We start from the raw sequence: 25,576 nt of genomic DNA on the forward strand, positions 1-25,576 counted from the left end.
TTTCAAATCTATGTATGTTGAAGCAATCAAAGTCATCTGCTTGTACGTTATAAGTGGGCGTGGCATCACAATCATTAAAAAAGAAATAAAAATGCTTCTCATGAATATTGCACCAAGAGTTGCTGACAAGATTGGACGCTGATAAAGAAAATGATTGTACCGGATTATATGCTTATTAAGGAATGGTGATGGAGCAGTTTTCCCATTTTCATTGGTTACTTGCTGGTAATACTTTATCTCATTAGAGCTCATTAAGCAGTTGGGCAATTTTAGCCTGTTCAAAAAGGCTTTCCTCATGACCGATTTTATTGTTGATATATCTAACGCGTTTTATTCTTGTTTCCTTTAAAATATGAATGATCTTGTTGAGATAACGGCATCTTTCATTCTCATTTTTGAGTATTTTCTCTTTGGTTGTGGTCTCTGTATTGGTATTGTTGGGATGTACTCGCGTGGATAGTCTAGAGCAGTACAATAAACTTTACGAAGAATAGATAAATGGAAAATACGAGGCTTTTGAACATTTTCAAAAACAAGAGCAAGCAAGAAACTTCGTATATAGCCGTGGTTATCAGAATATAGCGCCCAAATTTGATATTATATGGCATCATCACAGACTTATTGTTTTATGTGGACGCTTTGTTAATTTATTGCGTGGTGATTATAATGAATGGATATCAGCAGATATGTTACTCAATGTCATAAGCAGTTTGCGTAATGACTATAACTGGAGAGAAAGCGATTTTATTTGGGCATATAATATGTCTATGAATGCTACCGACCCCATGATTGATTACGCGAAAAAATTTCTTAATTCTTCCAGCGGAAATGGCATCAGCCCAACAACACAAATTATTGACCTTGTGTCTAGTATGAGAGCTGGTCATGGTGACAACACTAAACAAATAGCGCGTTTTTGCATAGAGCTAAACACGATATATGACATGATGAAACCAAGAAGAATTTACAAATGACATTGAATGGATAATGAGAAAAATTCTCTCGAAGGATATTAAATGGCTATAATACTCTTGATAATCGCGGCATTTTCTTGGCCATGTTGCATGTTTTTTTATTATGGCTTCAAAAGGTGGACATATTTTCCAGCTTTTACAACAGGAATAGGTTCACTTACAATGATGCTTTTCATCTTAATAAGAAAATTGCACTTAAAGGAGGAAATTTGCACTTGGATTGAAAAAACTACTTATCACAAATTAGATTGCGCTATTATATATAATAATAAGGACTTTTTTTATCTTTCTGTTGCAATGATCATTCTCTGTTTAAGCTTATCAATTCTCTTTTTATGTGATGAATTGAATAAACGAGATAAAGAGCGTGATGAATTAAAGTTGTACAGTGATCAAGATTATTATTAAATTGAAGTTATTACACAATTTTGTAAATAAAAATGTTTCTGCTTTTGAAGGAGCATGCCGACACAATCATTCACTTTTCTCGCCCCTAATGTTGCGGATAGCCCTTGGCTTTTAAGACGGTTCATAAGAGGCATTTTTTTAGTTTTTTCTTTGATGTTTTGCCCCACACGGCTTTTCCCGCTTGTGACGTGCAAGCAAATGATTTTGATTGATTTAACATACACAGATTTGAAATGAGAAAATCTTATGATATTCAGGGTTCTTATTCAAGTTGAAAAACCACAAATTATGATTATAAATCAATGTGTTGTATTATTCTTGCTAAGAAAAGAGAGATCGGTAATAATACTGCTTTGGTCTTTCGTTCTATTGAAATTAGTGGTTTTATTTATCCTGTTATGCCGTAACATACTGTCATTTGAGGGGTGGTGAAGGTAGCCTGTTTGATACATTAAGTATTTTAAGAAGTGCATGGTGAATATTCTTAAGTCTGTTTATCGAGTCTTTAGTTTAAGTGAATCGCATGCGTGGAAAGCGAGAGAAACCTACTCGGTAGGAAACTAGACTGTTTACAGAGTAGATTAGGTTAAAAGACTTTGTTCTTTGAGGGTGGCATAAAAATCAAAATAGCCATTATGTTCATTTTTTTCTGATATTTTAAATACGAGCTTCAAAAAAATGATGCTTAAACTAAACAACGAGCACTTTTGTAAAAGTGTTTTTAGAGAGCAAGCAATACACGAGTGAATTTACAGAATGTAAGCATATTTGATCTTCTACAACAAGATAGCGTGGAAAGGCATAAAAATTACGACTCTCTACTGAGGGCATTGTACTCCTAGGGTTGGCAATAAACAACAGATGACTTTGATAAGGCTACAAAGCCAATCGGCATTTTTATTGTTTTTTGCGGATTTATAAAATGCCTGGTTTTATACTTATTCTGTTTATTTTTTGCCTTATCGTTAGAAGATTAAAGATATAAAGGAGAAAACGAGTTTTCCTCTTTCCGGTTGTTTTTTATTCGGCTTTAAAGCACCCACCACCCACTGTAATATCTTTTAAAACATGGTGATTACGCATTTTCACATTTTGTTTCTTTCAGTCTTTAATGGAAGGCATTTTTCATGCAAAATAGGATACCCAGAATGCATTTGTGTTATAAATTCACGCGGCTTGTTTTAATGAAATTCCTCTCAAGATTTGTCGCACCCATTTCATGATAAGGAGTATAATGGAGATTAATGGTAATGTTTCTTTGAAAAGTCTATTATGCATTTAATAAATATGACGGTGTACACTATGTACAATAGGGTAGATGAAGTTTAATTTTGGCGTATTGCACTAAAGTGTGCTGCTTGTTGGAGGGGGAGTGCTTTAGCGCCAAAAGGATGTAAGAATGCTTCTGCTTTACTGATGAGTGTATCACGCTTTTTTTGGGTTTCTTTAATGCCGTAAAGATGAACAAAAGTGGCTTTTTGTGCCGTTTCATCTTTCCCAGCCGTTTTTCCTAGGGTTTGCGTGTTGGCGGTGACATCAAGAAGGTCATCGGTTAATTGAAAGGCTAAACCAAGATAGGTCCCAAAATCAGTAAGTTTTTCAGTTAATTCTTTAGATGCATTGCCAATGATGGCACCTGCTTGGCAAGCAAAGCTTATCAGGGCTGCTGTTTTCATGTGTTGTAGAGTGATGATGTCAGTACTTTCTTGCGGTCTTTTTTCAGCTTCAAGGTCCAGCATTTGTCCACCTAACATACCGCCAAGTCCTGCCGATTGTGCAAGAGACGTGATCAGCTTGATTCTAATATCTGTAGATAGATTACTAGCTTTATGGGCAATGATTTCAAAGGCAAATGTTAAGAGGGCATTGCCTGCTAGAATTGCTGTTGCTTCATCAAATGCTACATGGACAGTGGGTTTTCCACGCCGGAGTATATCGTTATCCATAGCGGGAAGATCATCATGAATGAGCGAATAACAATGGATACATTCTAAGGCACACGCAACATCAAGAGAATGTTCTACAGGGACATCAAAAAGTGCAGCACTTTGAATTACAAGAAAAGGACGCAAGCGTTTTCCACCGTTCAGCACACCATAGCGCATGGCTTTGATTAAATTTTTAGGGCGTGAAATTTCACCAGTTTGGATTTGATCACTTAACAGGGTATCAAGCCGCTTTTCAACGGTATTTCCATGTTTTGCAAGAAGGGTGGTAAATTCGTGCATTCTTGCTTCCTTTGTTTTTACAAAAATGAAATTATGAAGTTTAAAGAGAAAGGTTGTTGCTTTTTCTTGTTTTCATAAATTGGCGTCGTTTTTTATTAAAAATCAACTTCTCTTTTTATCTGTATCTCTACTGTATGCGCAAATCCCTTTTTAAACCAAATAAAAATTGAATGAAGGGCTTATAAAAAAGCTTTCATTGGTGTATAAAATTCTTAAATTTTGCAATGTTTTTGATATTCATTTGATTATTGTGACACCATTTTTGATAACAGGAAGGTCATTTTTGGTAAGAGGAGGATCATTTTGACATTGCCTCTTCTTTTTTATCAGTGTATAATATACTCAAATTTTATGGTATTTTAAATGAAGCATTGTCATTTTTGACATTGCTTTTTCTGTTTTAATGGATTTGGAGTGTCTTTTTATGGCTGTACCTAAACGAAAAACCTCTCCAGCGAAGAGGGGCATGCGCCGTTCGGCTGATGCTCTGAAGGCGCCGACTTATATCGAAGATAAAAATTCTGGTGAATTACGTCGTCCTCATCACATTGATTTGAAAACGGGAATGTATCGCGGACGTTCCGTTTTAGTGGTTAAAGACTGAGCGTTTTCTTTTTTTTCCAGTGGTGAACTTCTTTTATTTCATCGATCAATGCACGCTTGGGGCGTGCATTTTCGCTTTAAGATGAATGTTGAGGTTCCCTTGTATCGTCTTCTATCGATGTGGAACAGGGAATATATCGTGGGCGTTCTGTTTTAGTGGTTAAAACTTTAGCGTTTTCTTTCTTTTCCAGAGGTCAACTTCTTTTATTTCATCGATCAATGCACGCTTGGGGCGTGCATTTTCGCTTTAAGGTGAATGTTGAGGTTCTCTTGCATCGTCTTCTATCGATGTGGAACAGGGGATGTATCGTGGACGTTCTGTTTTAGTGGTTAAAACTTTAGCGTTTTCTTTCTTTTCCAGTGGTAAACTTCTTTTATTTCATCGATCAATGCACGCTTGGGGCGTGCATTTTCGCTTTAAGATGAATGTTGAGGTTCCCTTGTATCGTCTTCTATCGATGTGGAACAGGGAATGTATCGTGGACGTTCTGTTTTAGTGGTTAAAACTTTAGCGTTTTATCTCTTTCAGTGGTAAGTTTCTCTTGATTCATTAGTGAATGCATTGGGTAAGATGCGTTTTTCGCTTTTTCTTGGGAACATATGTGGGATAAAGTTTTGCCGTAGAGAAATGATTCTATTGTGGGAGATGATTTTCTTGTTTTCTTGAGAGGCTATAAAGGGCTACTTGTATCAGTGTCTTTTATGATGACTTCGTTAAGAGCTTGGGTATTGATATAAGTTAGCTCAGTAATAGAATCATTTTGTATCGCACTTAATCTTTATTGATTATAGAGAGAATCCTATTAGACCGTAAAATATCATCGTTTAAGGCAGTTGATCTATGTAAGGCTTTAAGCATATCGGTGTTTTTTATGAGAATATTTAAGGCAATGGTTGTCTATAGGCTTATATTGTGACATGTGATTCTCCTTAAAAAAATAGAGATCGACATCACATTGATTTATAAAGATCATTTGTTGTTTTGCGCCTTGAATGGAAGCTCTATCGTAGGATTTTCTCATTTCAAATTTTTCCCCATGTTGAATCAATGACAATCACTTGCTTTTCGGTCACAAGTGGGGCTGGCATGTGGGTGAAAACTCTATAAAAAAGGAAAAATGTTTATAATGAATATTTTCCAATGTAAGGATTGTTGTAACATTGGGTTAAGTGTATGCTGATGCCAGCGTGCTTTCTTATGAGCAGAAAAGAGAAAACCGTTACAAGACAGAAGGTGTATACATTCAATAACCTTTAGTGCTTTTTATGATAAAGGTATATGAGACTTTTCTATGAATATCACGCTGTATTTTCATGTTTTTGAACTAAGAATTGTCTATATATTTTTCTTATTTTTGTGAATATAAGGGATTTGTTGCGAACAGCTTGTAAAAATAAGTAAACTTAAAACCAGATATGTTATGTGTGGGGGTGAGCAAAGTATTTTATCAAAGCCGGTACGATTCTCCAGTTCATAGCTGGTTTATGAATGATTTTATAGTGTTGCTTACCTAAGTTTATGATTTTTTTGTTATCTGTTCATCACTAGACAACATATTGATTTATATATATAATTCACTTATTTCAAATCTCTCTATCTAGAATCAATCAAAACCACTCGTTTGCACGTCACAAGTGGGATGAGTGTGTGGATAAAATTTGTATAAGAAAGGACTAGAAATGGTTCTTATGAATCGTCTTAAGAGCCAAGGGCTGTCGTAACACCCACGAGCTGGAAAATATAATGATGGTACCGGCTTGCTTCTTCACAAACGTAAGAGATGGGGGTGGTCAATGGATTTACCGTTATACTTTTCACGGGGGCCGCGAAATGGGCTTGGGAGCGTTGCGAGATGTTTCTTTAAAACAAGCCCGTGAATTGGCAATTGGGTGGGGTGCTGTTTTACGTGAGGGGCGTGACTCCATTAAAGAACGCGATAAACAAAAGCGTGAGGCAATGCGTAATCTTCATTATTTAAAAAACATTGCTTTAGATGCATTTGAAAGTCGTAAAGCTGAATTAAAAAGAGATGGTAAAGCTTGTGATTGGTTTTCACCCTTACGCCTTTATATTCTCCCTAAATTAGGCTGTCTACCCGTTTCAGAGATTACGCAAACAGAGATACGCAATACCCTTGCCTCTATTTGGCATGCAAAAGCTGCAACAGCAGATAAAGCACTGAAGCGTCTTAATCGTTGTCTTAAGCATGCGGTTGCTTTGGGTTTGGATGTTGATTTACAAGCAAAAAAAAGCACGCGCACTCTTAAGGTAAGCAACGCTATAAAACTATTAATAGACTAGCCATGGATTGGAAAGATGTTCCTGCCTTTTATCAGTTACTCTGTAAAACACAAAACATAACACGACTGGCTTTGCGTTTGCTTATCCTGACAGGCGTTCATACTAATCCTTTGCGTCATATTCGTGAAGATCAGATTGAAGATGATATCTGGACAATTCCTGCTGAGAATATCCAATCTTTAGCGGTTTGTTTGAAACAGAGATTGAGACTTTTAAGAGTTCTATGAATCATTCTAGATTTTATGTGTCCGATTGGAGTAAGAATATTGCGTATATCTCGTAATCTCTGAAATGAGAAACCTCATTTGGGAAAAATATGAAATTGAAAGGGGCAATGCTAACGTTCATTTTTATTGTTATTTTTTAAGTTAATTTTACAGCTTTCAAAAGTATTTGGAATGCCTTTTACAGAATGGAGATGATGGTTTTAGTTCATGCTTTTTTTATCGCGTTTTTTAATGGGGGGAATGCTTCTCATGCAAAATAGAGTGCCCAAGACAAAATATGCTTATGTTGTACTGTCACGCTTTTTTTAAAAGGAATATTTTTCAATATTTATGGCATCCATTTTATGACGGTGTTTTTGAATGTTCCAATGGTTTTGTAGAAGGGGGTAAATGGTAAAGTTTCGGTGTAGTGTATAAACGGCACTATGATCTTTACGCTTAATAAAAAAGCAAGCCCTGCCCTTACACATCTTGCCAGATTCCAATGTTGGTATATCCTTTGGTGCTTGAGACAGTGTCTCGCTCTTTTTGTACAGTTTTTACCCACAGATCAGCTCCGCTTGTGATTGACAAGCAAGTGATTTGATTAATTCAACATGAGAGCAATTTGAAATGAGTAATCTTACCATATTCAAGATTCTAATTTAATATGAATAATGCTAGATTATGATGATTAATCAGTTTGTTATCTATGAAGAAAGAAAATAAGGAGGAGGAATTTGTCGAAAAGTTAGATTGTTTATAGATTGGCGCTGGTTAAGAAACTTTGTCCTTAAGGGCAGAGAGGATGTTAAAAAATAAAACCAGCTTTTCGCTGGTTTTATCGAAATATCATCATTATGATGAAAGAGTGTATTATGCAGCGTAGACAGCTTTACTGTTTTCATCTGTTTCTTCTCTCTCAGTTTTAAACTCGCGTTCCGGCTTGTTGGAGAGATGCATCTCTATGAGATTGATAGCTTCTGTTTCAGAAAGACTATTGATAACCGCAATTTCACGGGCCATTCTTTCAAGAGCAGCTGTATAAAGTTGGCGCTCAGAGTAAGATTGTTCAGGCTGTAGATTAGAGCGGAAAAGATCACGGACCACTTCGGCGATACAAATAAGATCTCCTGAGTTGATTTTAGCATCATATTCTTGTGCACGACGTGACCACATGGTCCGTTTAACGCGTGCTTTTCCGCGTAAAACTTTTAAGGCACGTTCGACAGAATCACTAGCAGATAATTTACGCATTCCAACGGAAAGGGCTTTTGCAATGGGGACTTTGACATCCATCTTATCTTTCGCGAAATGAATGACAAAAAGTTTTAATTTATGTCCTGCAACTTCTTGATCTTCAATCGCTATAATTTGTCCTACTCCATGCGTAGGGTAGACGATATATTCAGAGGTTGCAAATTCTTTGGTCTTGGAAGACGTTCCATGTTGGGATGCCATATTTTAGTTTACTCCCTTATGATCAACAAATGTATCGGAAAACAGGTTATAAACCTGAGGGTTGAGTTTTCTTTAACCAAGTATATTGTACCAATTAAGTGAGCATAAAAGCCGAGTACTTTTAAATCAAAAAAAAATACACCGCTTTACTATAACAAGCAAAGAAAAATACTTAGAAAGATGATCATGTTAAAATAACACTAACATCAAAATTTAAAAGAATCAATCATTTCGCTTAAGGATTTTTTATTTTTACAAGAGAAGTCTTTCAATCGTTGAAGGAGGAGAGTGTACACTTTATCATTACTCTTCGCCACTTCCTGGATTTTCTGAAAAATACTTTTCTAATTTATTTGGAACACCATCCATTTCTTTTGCTTGAGGAAGAGGATCTTTTTTGGTGGTTAGATTAGGCCATTTGTTTGCATAATGAAGATTGAGTTCTAACCACTTTTCTAATCCTGGTTCTGTATCAGGTAAAATCGCTTCTGCTGGGCATTCTGGCACGCAAACACCACAATCGATGCATTCATCGGGGTGAATAACAAGCATATTTTCCCCTTCATAAAAACAATCAACTGGGCAGACTTCAACGCAATCCGTATATTTGCAGTGAATGCAGTTGTCGGTTACTACGTGGGTCAAGATCAAACTCCATTTGTTACTTTAATTCTCTTTAGAGGAAAGTGTGTGCGTGTTTTTATGATTGGTGAGTTGATCGCGTAGTACAGCTAGTTTCGCAAAAGGTGAATCAGGATTAAGGCGCTTTTCTTTTTGAAAGGGCTTATGATTTGCATGTTTTCCTTGGGATTTGTGGAACTTATGAGAGCGTTTTGCTTGTGATGGTGCTTCTTGAGGGGAATTTTCATTTTTGTATTCCGCTTTTTTTACAGCGTTCTTCGATTTATTTTGCCACTTATTTCCTAATTTATCACGTTTTTTTTGTGCATGGTGGGGGAATTGATGCTTATAATGCCATAACAAAATAACTTTATCTTCTTCTGTAGAGCGCGGGGATTTGGCAAAATTCCCAACAGGTTCAGCTGCTGGTAAACGATTGGTTTTATGGAGATGTTTTTCAATACCAGAGGATGAAGTGTTTGGGAATGAGGTATTTTTTTCTTCTCGTGTTGTTTCTAAATCGCTTACTGTTTGCCATTGACTTCCAACGCATTCTGCTGCAGGAACATCTTGCATTGCCCTATTGACAGGGGAAGAGGCTTGGTGTGCAAAGAGATTTTGTTCAAAAACAGTATTGCTTATGCTGTACGATTGATAACCAAGTCCTTTGAGGATTTCTTCCATATCGTTTCCATTGGCCCCAAGAATGGACATCATGGCTGGTGTAACAAAAAAACTTTTGCCATCATAGGCTCCATCGGGTTTAGGATCACTTCCTTGTTTCCAATGAAGTGCGGGACGGATGAGATTGGCAAGACGTTCTAAAATATCAATCCGTACAGCACGTTGTCCTAAGATTCGGTAGCCGGCTAATTGATAAAATTGGCGGTTATAGGTAGGGTCAACAATTAAAGAGGTTCGACCAGCAGATAATGCTGAAAAAACTTCACCCAAACCAGTTTGATCTTGTCCCGCATTTTGAAGATTCCACAGGAGAGTAATGGCTTGAACCGGAGCAGGTTTAAGCATTCCGGCAACATAGATATGAAAAGCGCCAAAACGCACGCCTAGACGCCGAAGAACGGCACGTGATTCTTGCGCAAGGTTTTTGACAATGTCTAAGACTTCGCGGCGTGGTAAAATCCCTAAAGAGTTAAAAAGTTGTAAAGCAAGACTGTTTGTTGAATCCGTTAAATTATCAGCATTGCGCAAATCAAACAGGGGTTTTAAAGTCGTTTCAAAATGAAAGGTGACAAAGCGTTCTAATCGTTTCACAACGTTATTGCGGGATTCTCCCGTGAGTTGTTCATCTGCTAAAACAATCAGTTTTGGTTTAAAAAAATCTTCTGTTGCTACAAGTTGTCCTACGGGTTGACCAATCCAGCGCACAATTCCATCAGAACTGAGGGTAAAATCTCCATTTGCAGAAGCACAAAAACGTGTCGCGCGTTTGGAAAAAGCAAGAATCAAATTCTCATTCTCTGTTGAAATTTTCTTCTCAGCTATTTGATCGGTACTGTTTTTGTTGGCATAAAAACGAAAACCTTCAAATTTACCCCTTCCGTGTTTTTCAATGAGAATATCATCTTGAAGAATCTCATTCTGTTGAACAATCTTGCTATCCATGATCATTTTCTTTCTCAGTGTGACACTGGTCAAAAGCTTTTTGCGACAATTTCATAATGGTGCTCTTTCTTTAACACGTTTGTTGCGTTTGCTTCAATCACTCTTGTCATTTTTTGCTGTTTCTTTGCGCCTTTAAAACTTGAATGATTCTTTTTTCATTCAGTTTTCATTCAGTTTGGATGCTTTATATTTGCAAATTACACTTATTAGTTGTATTGTAAAGCTAAAAGCATAAATAAATTCTTCAATTTAAAAGGAAACGGAACCGGTTATCAAAAAACGGCATTTCTTTTGCATGATCACTTTATTTTTTTGCTGTTTTGTCATGAAAAGTGAAGAGAAAGTTTTTTCAAATATTTCATAGGCTAAAAGGCATATTGTAAAGGCATTTTGCAGGTGAAATTGTGTCTTATGTCAAGAAGTTTTACCATGACAGTAAAAAAAACAATTGCGATTATAAAATTACACGTTAAAGTAGTGGTCACAGAAGTTAACAACTTTTGCGTTCTTTTTAAGCGAAGAACAATGATGTCGTTGCCAAATCAATTTTGATAATTTTAATCGCAAGGGGTTATTATGGGTAATCTTTCAAATGCTGTTTATAAAAGCAGCAAAAATTATAGCGATGCAGACAAAAGCTTAGGACGTAATATGATGCGTTCTGCTATGCAAGCACCTTATCTTGAACGACAAAAAGAGCATGATTTGGCTCTGCGGTGGAAAGACAAACGTGATGATGATGCCATGCATCAAATTGCAGCGGCTCATATGCGTTTAGTGATTGCTATTGCTAATCGCTTTAAACGTTTCAAAATGCCATTGGGGGATTTGGTACAAGAAGGGTATGTGGGACTATTGGAAGCAGCTGCACGTTTTGAACCTGATCGGGAAGTGCGTTTTTCAACATATGCAACGTGGTGGATACGCGCTTCTATTCAAGATTATATTTTGCGAAATTGGTCAATCGTTCGAGGGGGAACGAGTTCTTCGCAAAAAGCACTTTTCTTTAATCTTCGGCGTTTGCGTGCAAAACTGATACAAGATGATAGTGCTTTGTCAAAACAGGATATTTTTCGCACAATCGCTGAAAAACTCGGTGTTTCCGTGCGCGATGTTGAAACGATGGATTTTCGTTTTTCCAGTTCTGATAATTCCTTGAGTGTTTCTGTTTCTGAGAACAGTGATAATCCCATTGCTAAGATGGATGTTTTGGTGGATGATAGTCCTCTTCCTGATGCTTTAATTGAGCAAGTCATTGATGGTCAACGGCGTACACAATGGCTTTACGATGCGTTGCAAATTCTCAACGAACGGGAGTTGGAAATTATTCGCTTTCGCCGCTTAAATGAAGAGGGGGCGACTCTCGAAGTTTTAGGTGAAAAGTTAGGAATCTCGAAAGAGCGCGTGCGTCAAATTGAAGCTAGGGCTTTGCAAAAATTGCGTTCTGCTCTCCTTACGGTTCATTCAGAAGACGCTTACGATATATAAGCAGTGAAAGGCTTTGGGGGGGGAGGAAAGAGAATGTATTAAGTGGGGGCATATGAGAATATGATAAAGTCAGTTTTAGGGGGTGTTCATATTTGTTTAGGAATATGCCTCCTTGGGGGCGCTACTGATAAACAGAGGAAGATAGGGGGCTGTTAGTTGGAGGAAATATATATATATCAAACGGAGACCTATAAAGACATGATGAAGTTGGATTTTAAAGTGTTCCTCTTTATTTTCGAATATGCTTTAAGAGGGAGGGCGTGATACAGGCAGAAAAGAATCAAAACTGTAACGGATGAGAAGAAAGGCTTATTCTGTAATAATTTTCACTTTTGTACCTGCGGGTAAAGTTTGCGTTGGTGAGAGGGCGTTGAGGATGCGAAAGAGTTTTTCTTTATATGGTGTGTATTGCATTTTATCTGCAAGATTGGCAACGGTTTCTCCTTGTTTAACACGGACAACACGGATTTTTAAGGGCTGCAATTTTTTTAACTGTGAAGATGAAAGAGAATGAAAGCTTTGTAGCGTTTTTTGGGCAACCTCTGCAAAATTTCGAGAATTATATGGAGCGGCCGTCAAAAAACGAAAGATGTGGTTGTTGAATGGAATGACAACCACATCAAATTGCCATTGATCATTGGTAGCATAGGCCCGCGCTCCAAGTAAACTTTGGCTTTGGGATTCTTGGCGCATAAATTCTTGATTGAGGAGCCCTTGAATTGTGATGGGGCGGATAGATGATTGATCTAGACCGATAATCCAGCCGCTTTTCAAATAATCACTCGCAGATATTTCAGCAGGATGTGGAATAGCATCAAAACGAATCGCAATTTTATCTGGTCCACTGGCCCAAACAGTGTGTGCTGAATGTTCTATTGTAAAATTGTTTGGAACAGAAAAAGCTATGCGCAATTGTGGGTGAATAAATTGGTTGCCTCGTACAAAACCTGTATAAAAGCCTCCTCCAAAAATTATGCCATCAATGCTTTTGAGAAAAGAATCATGATCGGATATTTTACTATTCCCTTTACTGATTTTACGCGCTTTTTCTATCGCAAGCCGAATGCGTTGAGGGGTAGTTGGGTGGGAGGCTAAAAAATCTAGAGAGGCATTTTGGGTGCCAGAGATATTACGAAAAGCACTATAGGCTTCCATTGTTTGAAGAAAGCGTGGTGAAGCAAAAGGATCATATCCTGATTGTTGGAGCATTTCGAGCGCAAGGGAGTCAGCTTCCAGCTCTTGATTGCGGGAAAATTGCGCGAGTTGTTGCTTGTTTTGCATAGGGTTATGAAGTTTTTTGCCAATAGAAGAAAGAAGACGTGAAGACATGTGATTGGTCATCTTTAATTGGGCTTCTTTTTGCAGGCGTAAAATGCCATGATTGGCTCTGATATGTGCTATCTCATGGGCTAAAATGGCTGCAACTTCTGAAGAATTATTGGCTAATGCCAGCATACCACGAGTGATGTAGATCGAGCCGTTGGGGAGCGCAAAAGCATTGATAGTTTCTGAGTTTAAAATTGTTACAGAATAGTTTTGATGAGAACTATGGGATGCAACTGCTAGTTTACGGACAATCTTTGCTAAAAGGTGTTCAAGTTTTGCATCATGATAAGCGCCACCATACATTTGCAAAATACGTGGGTGTTGCAGAGCGCTTAATGTGACATAGATATTGTGGTTGTTGGTACGTTTGATCGTTTTAGAAGAAGTGGAAGAAAGCCTATCATTTTGAGAAAGTGGTGTATGACAAGCCGAAAGGAGAAACGTTAGACTTATGAAAGTTGCTTTATACAGGCAAGAGCGAAAAAGAAAATTGCGGTGAAAAATGGGGTGCGTTGGACCATGGTGCACATTATTTCTGCGGAGTAATTTGGCAAATTGCATTTGTATCTTTGTATCGTATGTTTCTTTAAGAAAGGCATTAGGGATAAGGATTCGTTTGGCTATATCATGCTTTTTGTTTATAAAAAATGACTCTCACTTATAAAAAGATGCACTGTAAAGAAAATTTTGTGAAAGGCAAAGTATGGCATGACAACATTTACGATATTATTAAATGGGGATGTTCATATCACTGATCGTTTGCTTAATCAAATTCAAAACAGTCGGGTGATTGCTGCGGATGGTGGTATGCGTCATGCGGCAACGCTTAATGTAACGCCTGAGTTGTGGTTAGGAGATTTTGATTCATCAGATGAGAATTTAATCCGCCAATATAATCATGTTCCGCGTGAAGTTTTTCCCTCTGATAAAGATATGACAGATAGTGCTCTGGCATGTGAAAGAGCGCTGCAAAATGGCGCTAAAAAGCTTATTTTGTGCGGTGCTTTGGGAGGGGAGCGAAGTGATCATAGCCTTTCTCATATGACGCAAGCGTTGATGATGGCTGAAAGGGGTATTTCAGTGTTGTTGACAAGCGGTTTGGAAGAAGGTTGGCCGGTTTTGTCAAAACCTTGTTCGTATGATTTGCCTAAGGGATGTTTGTTTAGTATTATCGGTTTTTCTGATTTAAAAAGTTTAACTCTTAAAGGGGTAAAATGGCCAATTTGTGACAAAAATGTGTCATTTGGCTCTTCTTTAACACTTTCTAACCGTATTTGTGGAACCTTTTCTTGCCATTTAGGTTCTGGAAAAGCTATATTGTTAGCGTCTGTACCTATTCCATAAAGCTCTTCCAATATATTTTGAATAAGGCAGGGGGGGGCCTAGTGATGAAGTGCCGACATAAACGATATATGTATTGATCTTGAGAAGGAAAGGTTTTGATATGTTAAAATCAATTTTTAAAGTGGCCGTTGTTTCAGCCATTGGTTTCAGTTCAGTCGCTTGTACTACAAACGATGAACGCGTTGCACGTTACGGCGTAGGAGGAGCAGCAATCGGTGCTTTGGCTGGAACTGCTATTGCTGGAAGTACGCCTGGAGCAGCACTTACCGGTGCAGCATTTGGTGCTTTGGCTGGAACAGTAACAGGTGCAGCTGCAAATCAAAGAAAACAACAAAGACAGGCATCACAATTGTGCACGTATCGTGGTCGTAGAGGGCATGTTTACCAAGCACCTTGTGGACAGAGAGTCCCTGTACGGCAATTGTGTGCTTACCGTGATGCAAGAGGGGTGATGTATAAAGCACCTTGTCCGCGCCGCGTTCGTTAATGGCGGTGCCGCTTTTGCGGCTTGACCGCATTTTCTTAAATTTTGGAAAAACGCCTTTGCTCAATCAAGCTTCTTTATCGGTTGAGCAGGGGGCGCGTATTGCGTTGGTTGGCCGTAATGGTTGTGGAAAATCGACCTTATTAAAAATTGCCGCAGGAATATTAGAACCTCATGGTGGCGAAATTTTTCGCCACCCGCGAGTAACGCTCCGTTATGTCTCACAAAATCCGGATTGTTCAGGATTTGAAGATATTAATGCTTATATGGAAGCGGGGCTGGACGATACATCTGATGTTCAGTGGATTAATACGCTTCGCACAAATTTAGGGTTTTCTGGGACGGAAAAATTGGAAACGCTTTCGGGAGGCGAAAAGCGGCGTGTTTCATTGTTACGGGCCATTGCTGCAAAACCCGATATTTTGTTCTTAGATGAACCAACCAATCATCTTGATTTACCAACTATTGAATGGCTGGAAGCTGTTTTGGCTTCTTTGCGTTCAGCGATTGTGGTGATTTCCCATGATCGACGATTTTTAGAAAATGTTACACGGTCAACGGTATGGCTTGATCGTGGCACAACCAAAAGACTGGAAAAGCGTTTTTCTGAGTTTGAAAATTGGCGTGATAAAGCACTGGAAGAAGAAGCCATCGAACAGCATAAATTGGGGCGCCAAATTGCTCGTGAAGAGCAATGGTTGCGTTATGGCGTGAGCGCACGGCGTAAGCGTAATGTACGGCGCTTAGGCGAATTAAAAGACTTAAGACAGCGTCATCAAACCTATAAAGGGCAGCCAGGAAATGCACTTTTGACAGCAGCAAAAAGTCATGATTCTGGGCAATTGGTGCTTGAAGCAAAGAAAATTTCAAAATCCTATGGTGATCGCATTATCGTGAAAGATTTCTCTTTGCGCATTCAGCGGGGTGATCGAATCGGTTTGGTAGGACCCAATGGAATCGGAAAGACAACGCTCCTTTCTGCATTAATTGGGCAAGAAGCCGTGGATAGTGGAACGGTGAGGCATGGCTATAACCTCTCTATGGCATTGCTTGATCAGCAACGTATTTTAAATGAAGAAGAAACTTTAGCGCATTATTTAACGGGGGGAAGAGGTGATACTCTTGTGATCAATGGGTTGGAGCGGCATGTGGTTTCTTATATGAAAGACTTTTTATTTTTACCGGAACAAGCTCGCACTCCCCTTAAAGAATTTTCAGGGGGAGAAAGAGCACGCCTCATGCTTGCACGACTTCTTTCTCGTCCTGCAAACTTTTTGATTCTTGATGAACCGACCAATGATTTGGATATGGAAACTTTGGATTTGTTGCAAGAATTTATTGCTGATTTTGCGGGGACAGTATTGTTGGTCAGCCATGACAGAGACTTTTTAGATCGTACTGTAACGCATATGTTGGCACCTCAAGGTGATGGTCATTGGGTTTTGTATGCGGGCGGCTATAGTGATATGATGGCGCAAAACCAGCATGCTCTTCGCTTACAACGCAAAAGAACAGAATTATCGCAGCGTAAAGCACCTTCAAAATCTCATGCGGGAGAGCTTTCAAAACAGGATACATCAATAGATCATAGCTTGATAGGGCGAGAGAAAAAAACACGAAGTAAATTGTCTTATAAGCAGGTTTATGCATTGGAAAAATTGCCTGAAGAAATTGCTGTTTTACAGGACGAAATCAAAAAAATTGAGCAAGAACTCTCTGATCCAGCCCTTTATCGCAGTGATAAAGAGCGTTTTGAACGTTTATCAACAGCGTTGGAAAAAAAGAGAAATACTTGCACACAAAAAGAAGAAGAGTGGTTAGAACTTGAAATTTTACGCGAAGAAATGGAAGCGTGTTCACGGTAATGTTTTAGATATTAATATCTAAGCATTTTAATTTGTATTGCATCATCGCTTTTCTTTGATTTGTTACAAGAGTTTTTGGCTGATTTAGCGGGAATAGTGTTGTTGACGAGTTATGACAGAGACTTTTTAGATCGCACTGTAACATATAGCACCTTAAGGCGATGGTCATTGGGATTTGTATATGGGGGGACAGTGATATGATAGCGCAAAACAAGCATGCTCTGAGCTTACAAGGCAAAGAAACAAAACTACCTTTGCCGTGAGTTTTTTCAAAATTTCGTATATGGAAGTACGCGAATTCCCTTGCATACCTTGCCAGTCCCCAATGTTGCTTGCAGCTCCTTTGGAATTTGAGAGCATTCGTAAGAAACATGCCCTTGTCTTTACCTTATATCCTAAATACACCAACCCCACTTATGACGGAAAAGCAAAAGATGCTCATTGATTCTAACGTAAGAAGTGTTGTGATGAGAAAAGCTGTCTGTATTCGATGTTATGATTTGAGTTTAAAAATGATGATTTGTTAAGATAAATCAACGTGTTATTGTGACATTGTCTAGGAGGAGAAAATGATGGCAATTAAAACAAAGCGAACAATTTCCACATTGATCGGTTTAGAAGATGCAGCTGAACTGTCTTCTTATTTCCTCCGTAATGCGAATCATCTGCGTCCTTTTGAACCTGTTAGATCTGATGGTTACCACAGCCTAACAGCTTGGGAAACACGAGCCAATGCATTTGCTTATGAAAGCGCACAGGGACAAGCATACCGATATGCTGTACGATTAAAAAATGAAAATACAGTCATCGGTGTTGTGAATTTTACAAATGTGGTTCGGGGTGTTTTTCAAGCCTGTCATCTTGGTTTTTCTCTTGATGAAAAACAACAAGGCAAAGGTCTCATGTGTGAGAGTTTATCGGCTCTAATACGCCATATCTTTCATGTTTATCATCTGCATAGAGTGATGGCAAATTATAGACCTGAGAACATAAAAAGCGAACGTTTATTAAAACGCCTTCATTTTGAAAAAGAAGGCTATGCCAAAGACTATTTGATGATTTCTGGAAAATGGAGAGATCACATTCTAACCTCTCGAATCAATGATCTTTATGAGTCCGTTAATAGATTCGAATAAAGTTTTGTTAAGGGTCTTTTTATCAAATGTGTAAATATGCTGCACTTTTCCCTATCCTAAAAGACGAAGATCCTTAACCACCTCTTCTTTTGTAAACAGTTCAGACTCTCGTTTAGCGGATTTCAACGGCTGACCGCTTTCATATGTTTCTTTGCGTAGATAATAAATTGATTTATCATCATAATTCATTTTTTTCAATTTGAAGAGAGTCCTCAATATCGGAAGACTTTCTCATTTCAAATTTATTGATGTTTAATCATAAAAACACCTCTCTTGCACATCACAAACTGAGTTGGCATAGGTTGGCATACAAGTGAGGGTTTATGTGGATAAAAATTATTGAAGAACAAGAATAAAAATTCTCTGTATAAATCCTTTTAAATGTGAGGGCTGTTGCAATATTGTGTATTCTGTGACCGATAGTCTCGTTACAAGTTACACAAACGGCTTATTGTTGGGTGAAATTTTTATACATTCATTTATTTTTTGCCATTTGTATTTTCTTTTCTTAAGAAAATTTCCAATGTTATCAATGGTTTTAATTCATACCAAGCGCATTTTTATAAAGTTCAATGATTGCTTCTTCTTCCATTCTTTCATGCTCTTCTTTTTTACGCAGCCGTATAATGCTTCGAACAGCTTTACTATCAAAACCAGAGCCTTTAAGTTCAGTGTAAACGTCTTTAATATCATCAGAAATGGTTTTTTTCTCTTCTTCTAGTCGTTCAATACGTTCGATAAAAGAGCGTAATTGGTTTACGGATATAGCGTGTGTTTGATCGGTTACTGTATCGTTCATTGTATTTTTCTCCAAGTTATATATTTTAAGTTGTTTTTCGACGACGAATTTATGTTAAAAAAGCTTGAAAACAAAAAGTAAATCAAGCTACACAGCTTTTTTACAAATTGACTTTAAATATTTTGTAAAATTTTTAAGATATATGCATTGATAAAAGGGCTATAAAAAGAAAAATATAAAAATATACGTTTTAGATTTGAAAAGCTTTAAAAAAAGAAATGTGTAATTTGTTTTGAGAATTTGGCATTATAGAGGAAGTTTTGTGATTTTAAAAAAGCGATATTGGGTGTTTCAGAAAGGATTAAAAGTTTTTCTCTTGAGCATTTTGCTCTTGTTTCCCCTTGTTGTTTTTGCAAAAGCTGACTTTAGAGTTTGTAATACAACCCAACAGTCTGTAGGGGTTGCTCTTGGATATCGTACATTTTCAGGGTGGGTGAGCGAAGGCTGGTGGACGGTACCAGTGACGGAATGTAAAACTTTAATTGAGGGGCCCCTTGCTTCACGGTTTTATTATTTTTATGCGGAAGGGGCACAAAAAAAAGGGAACTGGGCAGGCTCTGTGACCATGTGTGTGCAAGATAGCCAATTTACTATTCAAGGGGTTCATGATTGTTTCCCTCGAGGATATCAAAAGGCTGAATTTAAAGAGATCGATACCGGAAATCAAACCAGTTGGATGGTACAGTTGACGGATGAGTCTTTGTTAAACAATTCAGTTATACCTTCTCTTTCAGGAAATTCTCCACCGTGAAACGTGCACGTAAAGTAAAAATTATTGCGACTCTTGGTCCTTCTTCTTTTTCTCGTTTGATGATTGAGAAGCTTTTTAGGGCAGGAGCAGACGTTTTTCGTCTTAATATGAGCCATACTGATCGTGATATGCTGGGTGATTTGGTCGAGTCTATACGAGAAGTTGAAAAAACAGTTCGACGCCCCATTGGTATTTTGGTGGATCTTCAGGGGCCAAAACTGCGTGTGGGGCGTTTTGCTAAGGGGCAAGAAGATTTGCGTGTTGGGCAAAGCTTTACATTAGATAATCGCGATGTTCTTGGCGATGCGCAGCGTGTTTTTTTCCCTCATGAGGATGTATTTTCGGCTGTTAAACCAGGGGACCGGTTGTTGATTGATGATGGAAGGGTGGAACTGCGTGCGCAAGTTTGTGATGATCACTTTGTACAGTGTCGCGTGGTTGCTGGTAGCCGTATTTCTGATCGAAAGGGTGTCAGTTTTCCCGATACAATTTTGCCTTTTGATTCGATGACGTCAAAAGATAAGGAGGATCTTCAGGCTCTTTTACAGCAGCCTGTTGATTGGGTTGCTCTTTCTTTTATTCAACGTCCAGAAGATATTATGGCGGTGCGTCAGTTGACGAAAAGCAAAGTGTCTTTGATGGCTAAAATCGAAAAGCCTCAAGCCTTGGAGCATATAGAGAAAATTATTGAGGTATCCGATGGTATTATGATTGCACGGGGTGATCTCGGAGTGGAAATGCCTTTGGAAAAGGTCCCTGCACTTCAGATGGAGCTCATAAAAGCTTGTCGTTTAGCAGGAAAGCCTGTTGTGGTGGCAACACAGATGCTTGAATCAATGATTACATCTCCTGTTCCGACACGCGCAGAAGTGTCGGATGTTGCTACAGCAGTTTATGCAGGAACAGATGCGGTGATGTTGTCTGCTGAATCTGCTTCTGGTCGCTATCCTGAAGAAGCTGTGCTTATGATGGACCGAATCGCGCGGCAAATCGAACAAGATCATACTTATGCCGCTCAGGTTGGGGCACAACATCCAGCACCAGAATCAACAGGAACGGATGCGATTTCTCTTGCTGCGCGTCAGATTGCTGAAACACTTGCACTATCCGCTATCGTTGCCTATACGGCTTCAGGAACAACGGGGGTGCGCGCCTCTCGTGAACGCCCTAATAGACCCATTATTGCTTTATCGCCCATTGTGGAAACAGCACGGCGTTTGGCTCTCGTTTGGGGGCTTCATTGTGTGGTGAGCGAAGATGCTCGCAATTTAGAAGATATGGTTGATCGAGCAGCAGCTATTGCATTTCAGGAAGGCTTTTGCAAAGGGGGAGATCGCTTCCTTGTGACAGCTGGTGTTCCCCTTGGAACGCCTGGTGCGACAAATCTCTTGCGTATTGCTTCTGTCTCCCAAGATGGAACGAAAGGGATTTGAGCCGTTTGCGCATGGTGTTTTTTCATGCGCCTTTGAACAGGCTTTAAAAACAACGGGTGTGCGCCTCTTGTGAATGCCTCCATAGACCCATTATTCTTTTATCTTCTATCGTAAGATAGAAAGGTATTGCGTTAGGTTGTCCAGTTTGGGGATGGGAGCAGATGCGGTGATGTTGTCTGTTGATTTTGTTTTAGTTCTGAGGAAGCTGCTTTTACGGTAGGCATTTAATGGGAGCCCCCCTTTTATTTCATTGAGACAGATTGGGGATTGCTTTATTGATGTTTATACGAGCGAGATGTTTATTGATAATGAGAGTTCATTCTTTCGCTTTTTGGATAAGAGCCTTGAAATTTTTCCCATTTTAAACTTTTGCAAACAGAATTGAATAAAGTTAAAATTATGTGCTTAAAAAATCGTACTGGTATGTTATGAGAAAAAGTGATGGGTGAATGTGTTTTTAAAATATGCCTTGTCGAATCATTTACAACATATTGATTTATAATGATAATTTATCGTTATTAAACTTGAATTAGAACTCCGAATTCCGTAAGATTCTCTTAAATTTATTTATGTTTTGTTAATCATAACTCTTTGTTTGTACATCACAAGCGGGTGGGTTTTATGGGAAAAAGCTGTACAAGAAAGGCGTCCCTCTTATGAATCGTTTTACGAGCCAAGGGGGCTATCGCAATACTGAGGGCTGACTATAATGATGATGCCGACTTGCTCTTTCTTTTATTAAGCTTGGAGATTTTGAGGGGTGGGGAGAGAGGTATGGATGAATTGTTTGTTTGTTATAAGGATAAAAATAGCGGTAGAGGATGTTTTCAAGAGCTATTATTGTTGTTTATGATGTTTGAGGTTGTATGAGATTAACATACTCTTCGGGTTTGACTTTTTTCCTGCTCTAAAGGATGAAAATACTAAAGTTCACGCTGGTTTATAAATGATACGGTTCTTTTCGGTGGGTTTCATCGGATGGATATCTCAGGTGCAAAGACTCCATGGTGCTTATAGTATCAAATAGCGGTGTTTTACGATATAATAGATAAGGTTATTTTTTTAATATATATTGAATCTGCTTAATATTATCTAAGGGGCAAGGATTTTTGGGCATGCATTCATAGGGAACATGAATATAGCTCTTTTTTTCGAAGGGTGCTTTATTTGTTTGTTGCTGTTGTCATTTATATGATTTTTTTACAATGATGTTGATTTTGTTATCTTATTGCGCGGTTAAAAGACATCTCATTTGAAATGTGGTGATATAAGGCAGCCTCCTTGATATAGGAAGCGTTTGTGCGGAGGTGAAATATTCAGGGTAGGGCTTTCTTGTTGAGGTTTAAGTTAATCCCATAAGTCGTGAGTAGCTGGAATCCTTCCTATAAAAAACCAGACTGTTTACACACTGGTGTGGGTTTAAGAATTTTTATCCTGTGAGATGTGGCGGACAAGTCAAATCTCTGGTTTATTACGCGCTGATGTAATTTTTAGAAATCTTCCTGTTCCTGTTCTTGTTCTTGAAGGTTTGTGCGGTTTTGATCATCTTTGAGCAATTGGTTGGTGAGATTTTCAATGCGTTGTGTGGTGTCACGCATAATTTTCCCCATGGTACGGTCTCTTTCGTTGTGGAGTCGTAAAAGAGTATTGTAGTCTTCTTGTAATTTTTTATTTTCTCGTTTTATTTCTTCCATTTCATCAATAATCATTATGCCAGCCATAACCGATAAACGATGGTCGCCAATTTCACCAAAATTGTTCTTTAAATGTGTGATATATTGATCCAATTGAGCAGCAAGCGCAATAAGACGACGTTCTTGTCCTTTGTCACAAGCCATGCGATAAACTTTACCATCAATGGTAACGGAAACAGTTTCCATACATTCAAACCTTTATCTATCAATGACAACACGAATTGTTTCCATTGCTTTAATAAGACGTTTGGAAACTTCTTTGTTTACGGACTCTAAGCGTTCAATTTGGGCTTCAGCTTTGTCAAGCGCTTGGGCAAGATGGCTGCGGTCAGCATTCATTCGTTGGATTTCTTCTTCCCATTCGTTATTTTTATCAATAACGGCATTGCGGTTTATTATGGTGATCTCTAAAGTTCTAAGTGCCTTTTCTAGGTGCTCTAAAGCATCTTGTAGAACTGTAGTCTCTTGGTTCATTGCTTTTATCCTTTGGGTAATTGTATCCTTTATCAATGTGTTATGCAAAAACGAATCACTTTCACTCTTGTATTGTGTGCATTTTATTTTTAAGTATGTAGGATATTTTAGCAAGCAAAGCAGGGGATAGATATAAATTAAAAGCTGGATTTTTTGCGCGTATTGGCATAAATGACATGGATATACAGAACGCGTGAGGGGAATGTTATTAATATTATTGAAGTGGTGGCAAAAAGTCTCACGCTAATGGTTAGAAAATAGTATTTCTTGAGAATTTTAAGAGAATACGGAAAAAGCAACAGAATAACGTATTTAACGAAATGGTCGATTATTCATGACAAACACCCACCAACAGAATCAGATGGCCAATGCTATCCGTTTTCTTGCTATTGATGCGATTGAAAAAGCAAATTCTGGTCATCCGGGCTTGCCAATGGGAGCAGCCGATATTGCTACGGTTCTTTATACAAGATTCCTTGCTCATGACCCCAAAAAACCTCGCTGGCCTAACCGTGATCGTTTTGTGTTATCAGCAGGACATGGGTCTATGTTGCTTTATGCTCTCTTGTATCTTTCTGGTTATGAAGATATTGGCATTGAAGATCTCAAAAATTTTCGCCAATTAGGAGCAAAGCTTGCTGGGCATCCAGAATATGGGCATGTGGCAGGAATCGAAACAACGACTGGTCCTCTCGGACAAGGATTGGCTAATGCCGTGGGGATGGCTCTTGGAGAGCGTTTGCAAAATGCCCGTTTTGGTGATCTTATCAACCATTACACTTATGCGTTGGTGGGCGATGGATGCCTTATGGAAGGGATATCTCAAGAAGCACTTTCCCTTGCCGGTCATTTGAAACTCAATAAGCTTATTGTGTTGTGGGACGATAATAATATTTCTATCGATGGAGAGATTTCCCTTGCTGATAGTACAGATCAGATTGCGCGTTTTAAGGCATCTGGTTGGGAGACACATAAAGTCAATGGGCATGATCAAGCAGCAATTGCGCGAGCTATTGAGGCGGCACAAAATTCCGATAAACCAACTTTGATCGCTTGTAAAACAACAATTGGCTTTGGAGCACCCAATAAAGCGGGTACCAATAAAATTCATGGAGCCCCTTTGGGCGCACGAGAAATCACTGAAACCCGTATCGCGTTAGGGTGGGATGCTGAGCCTTTCGTTATTCCAGCCGATATTCTCGATAATTGGCGCTTGGCTAGTCTCAATGCTGCTAAAAAACGCCAAAAATGGGAAGAAAAATTTGCTGATCTTCCTGTCTCAGAGCGTGTGGAGTTTGAAAGATTGATGCGGGGCGATCTCGTGGGCGGATTTGATGGCGCTATTGATACTTATAAACAGAAATTGGTTGAAGAGCGCCCCGTTGTTGCTACGCGTAAAGCTTCGGAAATGGCTCTTGAAGTGATCAATGAAGTCGTTGTTGAGACTATTGGTGGTTCGGCTGATCTAACCGGATCTAATAATACAAAAAGCAGCCAGATGAAAAGTATCTCTGCTGAAGATTTTTCAGGGCGCTATCTGCATTATGGAATTCGCGAACATGCAATGGGAGCTGTGATGAATGGTCTTGCCCTTTATGGCGGCTTTATTCCTTATGGGGGAACCTTTTTATGCTTTTCTGACTATATGCGTCCTGCTATGCGTTTGTCTTCTCTCATGGGGTTGCGGGTGATTTATGTCATGACTCATGATTCTATTGGTCTTGGTGAGGATGGTCCGACCCATCAACCCGTAGAGCATTTGGCTTGCCTGCGTGCAATGCCTAATCATTTTGTGTTCCGTCCTGCAGATGCTATGGAGACAGTCGAGTGTTGGCAATTGGCTTTGAAAGCATGCGGGACGCCTTCTACCTTGGCTTTAAGTCGACAAAATCTACCGCTTTTGCGTCAAGAGTATGAAGAAGAAAATCTCTGTATGCTTGGTGCTTATGAATTCCTAACAGCTAGCGATGATGCACAAGTGACGCTGTTTGCTTCTGGTTCAGAATTGCAAATTGCAGTGGAGGCACATGCGGTGTTAGAAGAAAAAGGCATCCCAACGCGTGTGGTTTCTGTGCCTTGTTTTGAACTTTTTTCTCAACAATCTCTCTCCTATCAGCGTGCTCTTATTGGAGAGGCGCCGATTAAAGTTGCCATTGAGGCCGCTGTTCGGCAAGGATGGGACCGTTTTATTGGCTGTGATGGTATCTTTATTGGCATGGATGGCTTTGGAGCAAGTGGAACGATTGATGCCCTTTATGCGCATTTTAATATTACTTGGGAAAATGTCGTTGCCACCGTTGAAAAAGAGCTGGAAAAGATCAAAGAGCAAAGTACAAAATGACAGCTTTGTGTT

The 25,576-nt window shown here is 38.8% G+C and carries 18 protein-coding genes and 1 pseudogene; 11 read left to right on the forward strand and 8 right to left on the reverse strand.

Annotated features, from left to right (window positions below; translation table 11 throughout):
- The first annotated feature begins 650 nt into the window (after positions 1 to 650).
- Positions 651 to 974 (forward strand): hypothetical protein, encoded by a 324-nt coding sequence (locus tag ACFILO_RS03305; protein ID WP_375677823.1) that lies wholly within the window; start codon positions 651 to 653, stop codon positions 972 to 974.
- Between the two features lie 1,733 nt (positions 975 to 2,707).
- On the opposite strand, the gene ACFILO_RS03310 is transcribed toward ACFILO_RS03305, so the two are convergent.
- Positions 2,708 to 3,610 (reverse strand): polyprenyl synthetase family protein, encoded by a 903-nt coding sequence (locus tag ACFILO_RS03310; RefSeq protein WP_375632065.1) that lies wholly within the window; start codon positions 3,608 to 3,610, stop codon positions 2,708 to 2,710.
- Positions 3,611 to 4,034: 424 nt separating this feature from the next.
- On the opposite strand from ACFILO_RS03310, the gene rpmF reads away from it, so the two are divergent.
- Together rpmF and ACFILO_RS03320 are read left to right on the forward strand one after the other, a co-directional pair.
- Positions 4,035 to 4,214 carry a 50S ribosomal protein L32 gene (gene rpmF, locus ACFILO_RS03315; RefSeq protein ID WP_005774555.1) on the forward strand — a complete coding sequence of 60 codons (180 nt, stop codon included), beginning with the start codon at positions 4,035 to 4,037 and terminating at the stop codon, positions 4,212 to 4,214.
- Positions 4,215 to 5,971: 1,757 nt separating this feature from the next.
- A pseudogene (locus ACFILO_RS03320) lies at positions 5,972 to 6,691 on the forward strand (tyrosine-type recombinase/integrase); the annotation flags it as partial.
- A gap of 906 nt (positions 6,692 to 7,597) precedes the next feature.
- Here ACFILO_RS03320 and ACFILO_RS03325 read toward each other — a convergent pair.
- The 3 genes from ACFILO_RS03325 to ACFILO_RS03335 form a co-directional block, all read right to left on the reverse strand.
- A complete protein-coding gene (locus tag ACFILO_RS03325) occupies positions 7,598 to 8,182 on the reverse strand; it encodes a CarD family transcriptional regulator (protein WP_273790499.1) in 585 nt (194 codons plus the stop codon).
- Positions 8,183 to 8,485: 303 nt separating this feature from the next.
- Positions 8,486 to 8,827, reverse strand: a complete 342-nt coding sequence (gene fdxA / locus ACFILO_RS03330; RefSeq protein WP_015856977.1) for a ferredoxin FdxA — start codon at positions 8,825 to 8,827, stop codon at positions 8,486 to 8,488.
- A gap of 21 nt (positions 8,828 to 8,848) precedes the next feature.
- Positions 8,849 to 10,429, reverse strand: a complete 1,581-nt coding sequence (locus tag ACFILO_RS03335) for a hypothetical protein (RefSeq protein ID WP_375677824.1) — start codon at positions 10,427 to 10,429, stop codon at positions 8,849 to 8,851.
- Positions 10,430 to 11,005: 576 nt separating this feature from the next.
- On the opposite strand from ACFILO_RS03335, the gene ACFILO_RS03340 reads away from it, so the two are divergent.
- On the forward strand, positions 11,006 to 11,917 hold the full coding sequence (locus tag ACFILO_RS03340; protein WP_015856975.1) for an RNA polymerase factor sigma-32: 912 nt from the start codon (positions 11,006 to 11,008) through the stop codon (positions 11,915 to 11,917).
- A gap of 309 nt (positions 11,918 to 12,226) precedes the next feature.
- Here ACFILO_RS03340 and ACFILO_RS03345 read toward each other — a convergent pair whose 3' ends face one another.
- Complete coding sequence (locus ACFILO_RS03345; protein ID WP_375677825.1) at positions 12,227 to 13,804, reverse strand: M48 family metalloprotease; 1,578 nt, start codon at positions 13,802 to 13,804, stop codon at positions 12,227 to 12,229.
- Between the two features lie 147 nt (positions 13,805 to 13,951).
- Here ACFILO_RS03345 and ACFILO_RS03350 point away from each other — a divergent pair, with 147 nt between their 5' ends.
- From ACFILO_RS03350 to rimJ, 4 genes are all read left to right on the forward strand, one after another.
- Positions 13,952 to 14,587 (forward strand): thiamine diphosphokinase, encoded by a 636-nt coding sequence (locus tag ACFILO_RS03350; protein ID WP_375677826.1) that lies wholly within the window; start codon positions 13,952 to 13,954, stop codon positions 14,585 to 14,587.
- A gap of 100 nt (positions 14,588 to 14,687) precedes the next feature.
- Positions 14,688 to 15,074, forward strand: a complete 387-nt coding sequence (locus ACFILO_RS03355; RefSeq protein WP_375613186.1) for a hypothetical protein — start codon at positions 14,688 to 14,690, stop codon at positions 15,072 to 15,074.
- Entirely contained in the window at positions 15,074 to 16,936 is a 1,863-nt protein-coding gene (locus tag ACFILO_RS03360; RefSeq protein ID WP_375677858.1) for an ABC-F family ATP-binding cassette domain-containing protein, read from the forward strand. Before ACFILO_RS03355 ends, ACFILO_RS03360 begins: the two co-directional genes overlap by 1 nt.
- 572 nt (positions 16,937 to 17,508) lie before the next feature.
- On the forward strand, positions 17,509 to 18,072 hold the full coding sequence (gene rimJ / locus ACFILO_RS03370; protein WP_375677827.1) for a ribosomal protein S5-alanine N-acetyltransferase: 564 nt from the start codon (positions 17,509 to 17,511) through the stop codon (positions 18,070 to 18,072).
- 538 nt (positions 18,073 to 18,610) lie between these two features.
- Here rimJ and ACFILO_RS03375 read toward each other — a convergent pair.
- Positions 18,611 to 18,871 carry a DUF2312 domain-containing protein gene (locus tag ACFILO_RS03375; RefSeq protein WP_005774567.1) on the reverse strand — a complete coding sequence of 87 codons (261 nt, stop codon included), beginning with the start codon at positions 18,869 to 18,871 and terminating at the stop codon, positions 18,611 to 18,613.
- Between the two features lie 262 nt (positions 18,872 to 19,133).
- Here ACFILO_RS03375 and ACFILO_RS03380 point away from each other — a divergent pair, with 262 nt between their 5' ends.
- Together ACFILO_RS03380 and pyk are read left to right on the forward strand one after the other, a co-directional pair.
- Positions 19,134 to 19,622 carry a DUF1036 domain-containing protein gene (locus ACFILO_RS03380; RefSeq protein WP_273790491.1) on the forward strand — a complete coding sequence of 163 codons (489 nt, stop codon included), beginning with the start codon at positions 19,134 to 19,136 and terminating at the stop codon, positions 19,620 to 19,622.
- A complete protein-coding gene (gene pyk, locus ACFILO_RS03385; RefSeq protein ID WP_375677828.1) occupies positions 19,619 to 21,055 on the forward strand; it encodes a pyruvate kinase in 1,437 nt (478 codons plus the stop codon). The genes ACFILO_RS03380 and pyk overlap by 4 nt, the downstream gene beginning before the upstream one ends.
- Before the next feature lie 1,490 nt (positions 21,056 to 22,545).
- Here the strand turns inward: pyk and ACFILO_RS03390 are convergent.
- Positions 22,546 to 22,935 (reverse strand): cell division protein ZapA, encoded by a 390-nt coding sequence (locus ACFILO_RS03390; RefSeq protein WP_375613188.1) that lies wholly within the window; start codon positions 22,933 to 22,935, stop codon positions 22,546 to 22,548.
- A 12-nt stretch (positions 22,936 to 22,947) separates the two neighbouring features.
- The gene (locus ACFILO_RS03395) at positions 22,948 to 23,223 is read right to left on the reverse strand and encodes a DUF4164 domain-containing protein (protein WP_005774573.1); all 276 of its coding nucleotides are present in this window, start codon (positions 23,221 to 23,223) and stop codon (positions 22,948 to 22,950) included.
- Between the two features lie 334 nt (positions 23,224 to 23,557).
- On the opposite strand from ACFILO_RS03395, the gene tkt reads away from it, so the two are divergent.
- Positions 23,558 to 25,564, forward strand: a complete 2,007-nt coding sequence (tkt, locus tag ACFILO_RS03400) for a transketolase (RefSeq protein WP_375677829.1) — start codon at positions 23,558 to 23,560, stop codon at positions 25,562 to 25,564.
- The last annotated feature ends 12 nt before the right edge of the window (positions 25,565 to 25,576 follow it).

Origin of the sequence: Bartonella sp. AP72JLCBS, from assembly GCF_042195705.1 — a bacterium.
Lineage (GTDB): Bacteria > Pseudomonadota > Alphaproteobacteria > Rhizobiales > Rhizobiaceae > Bartonella.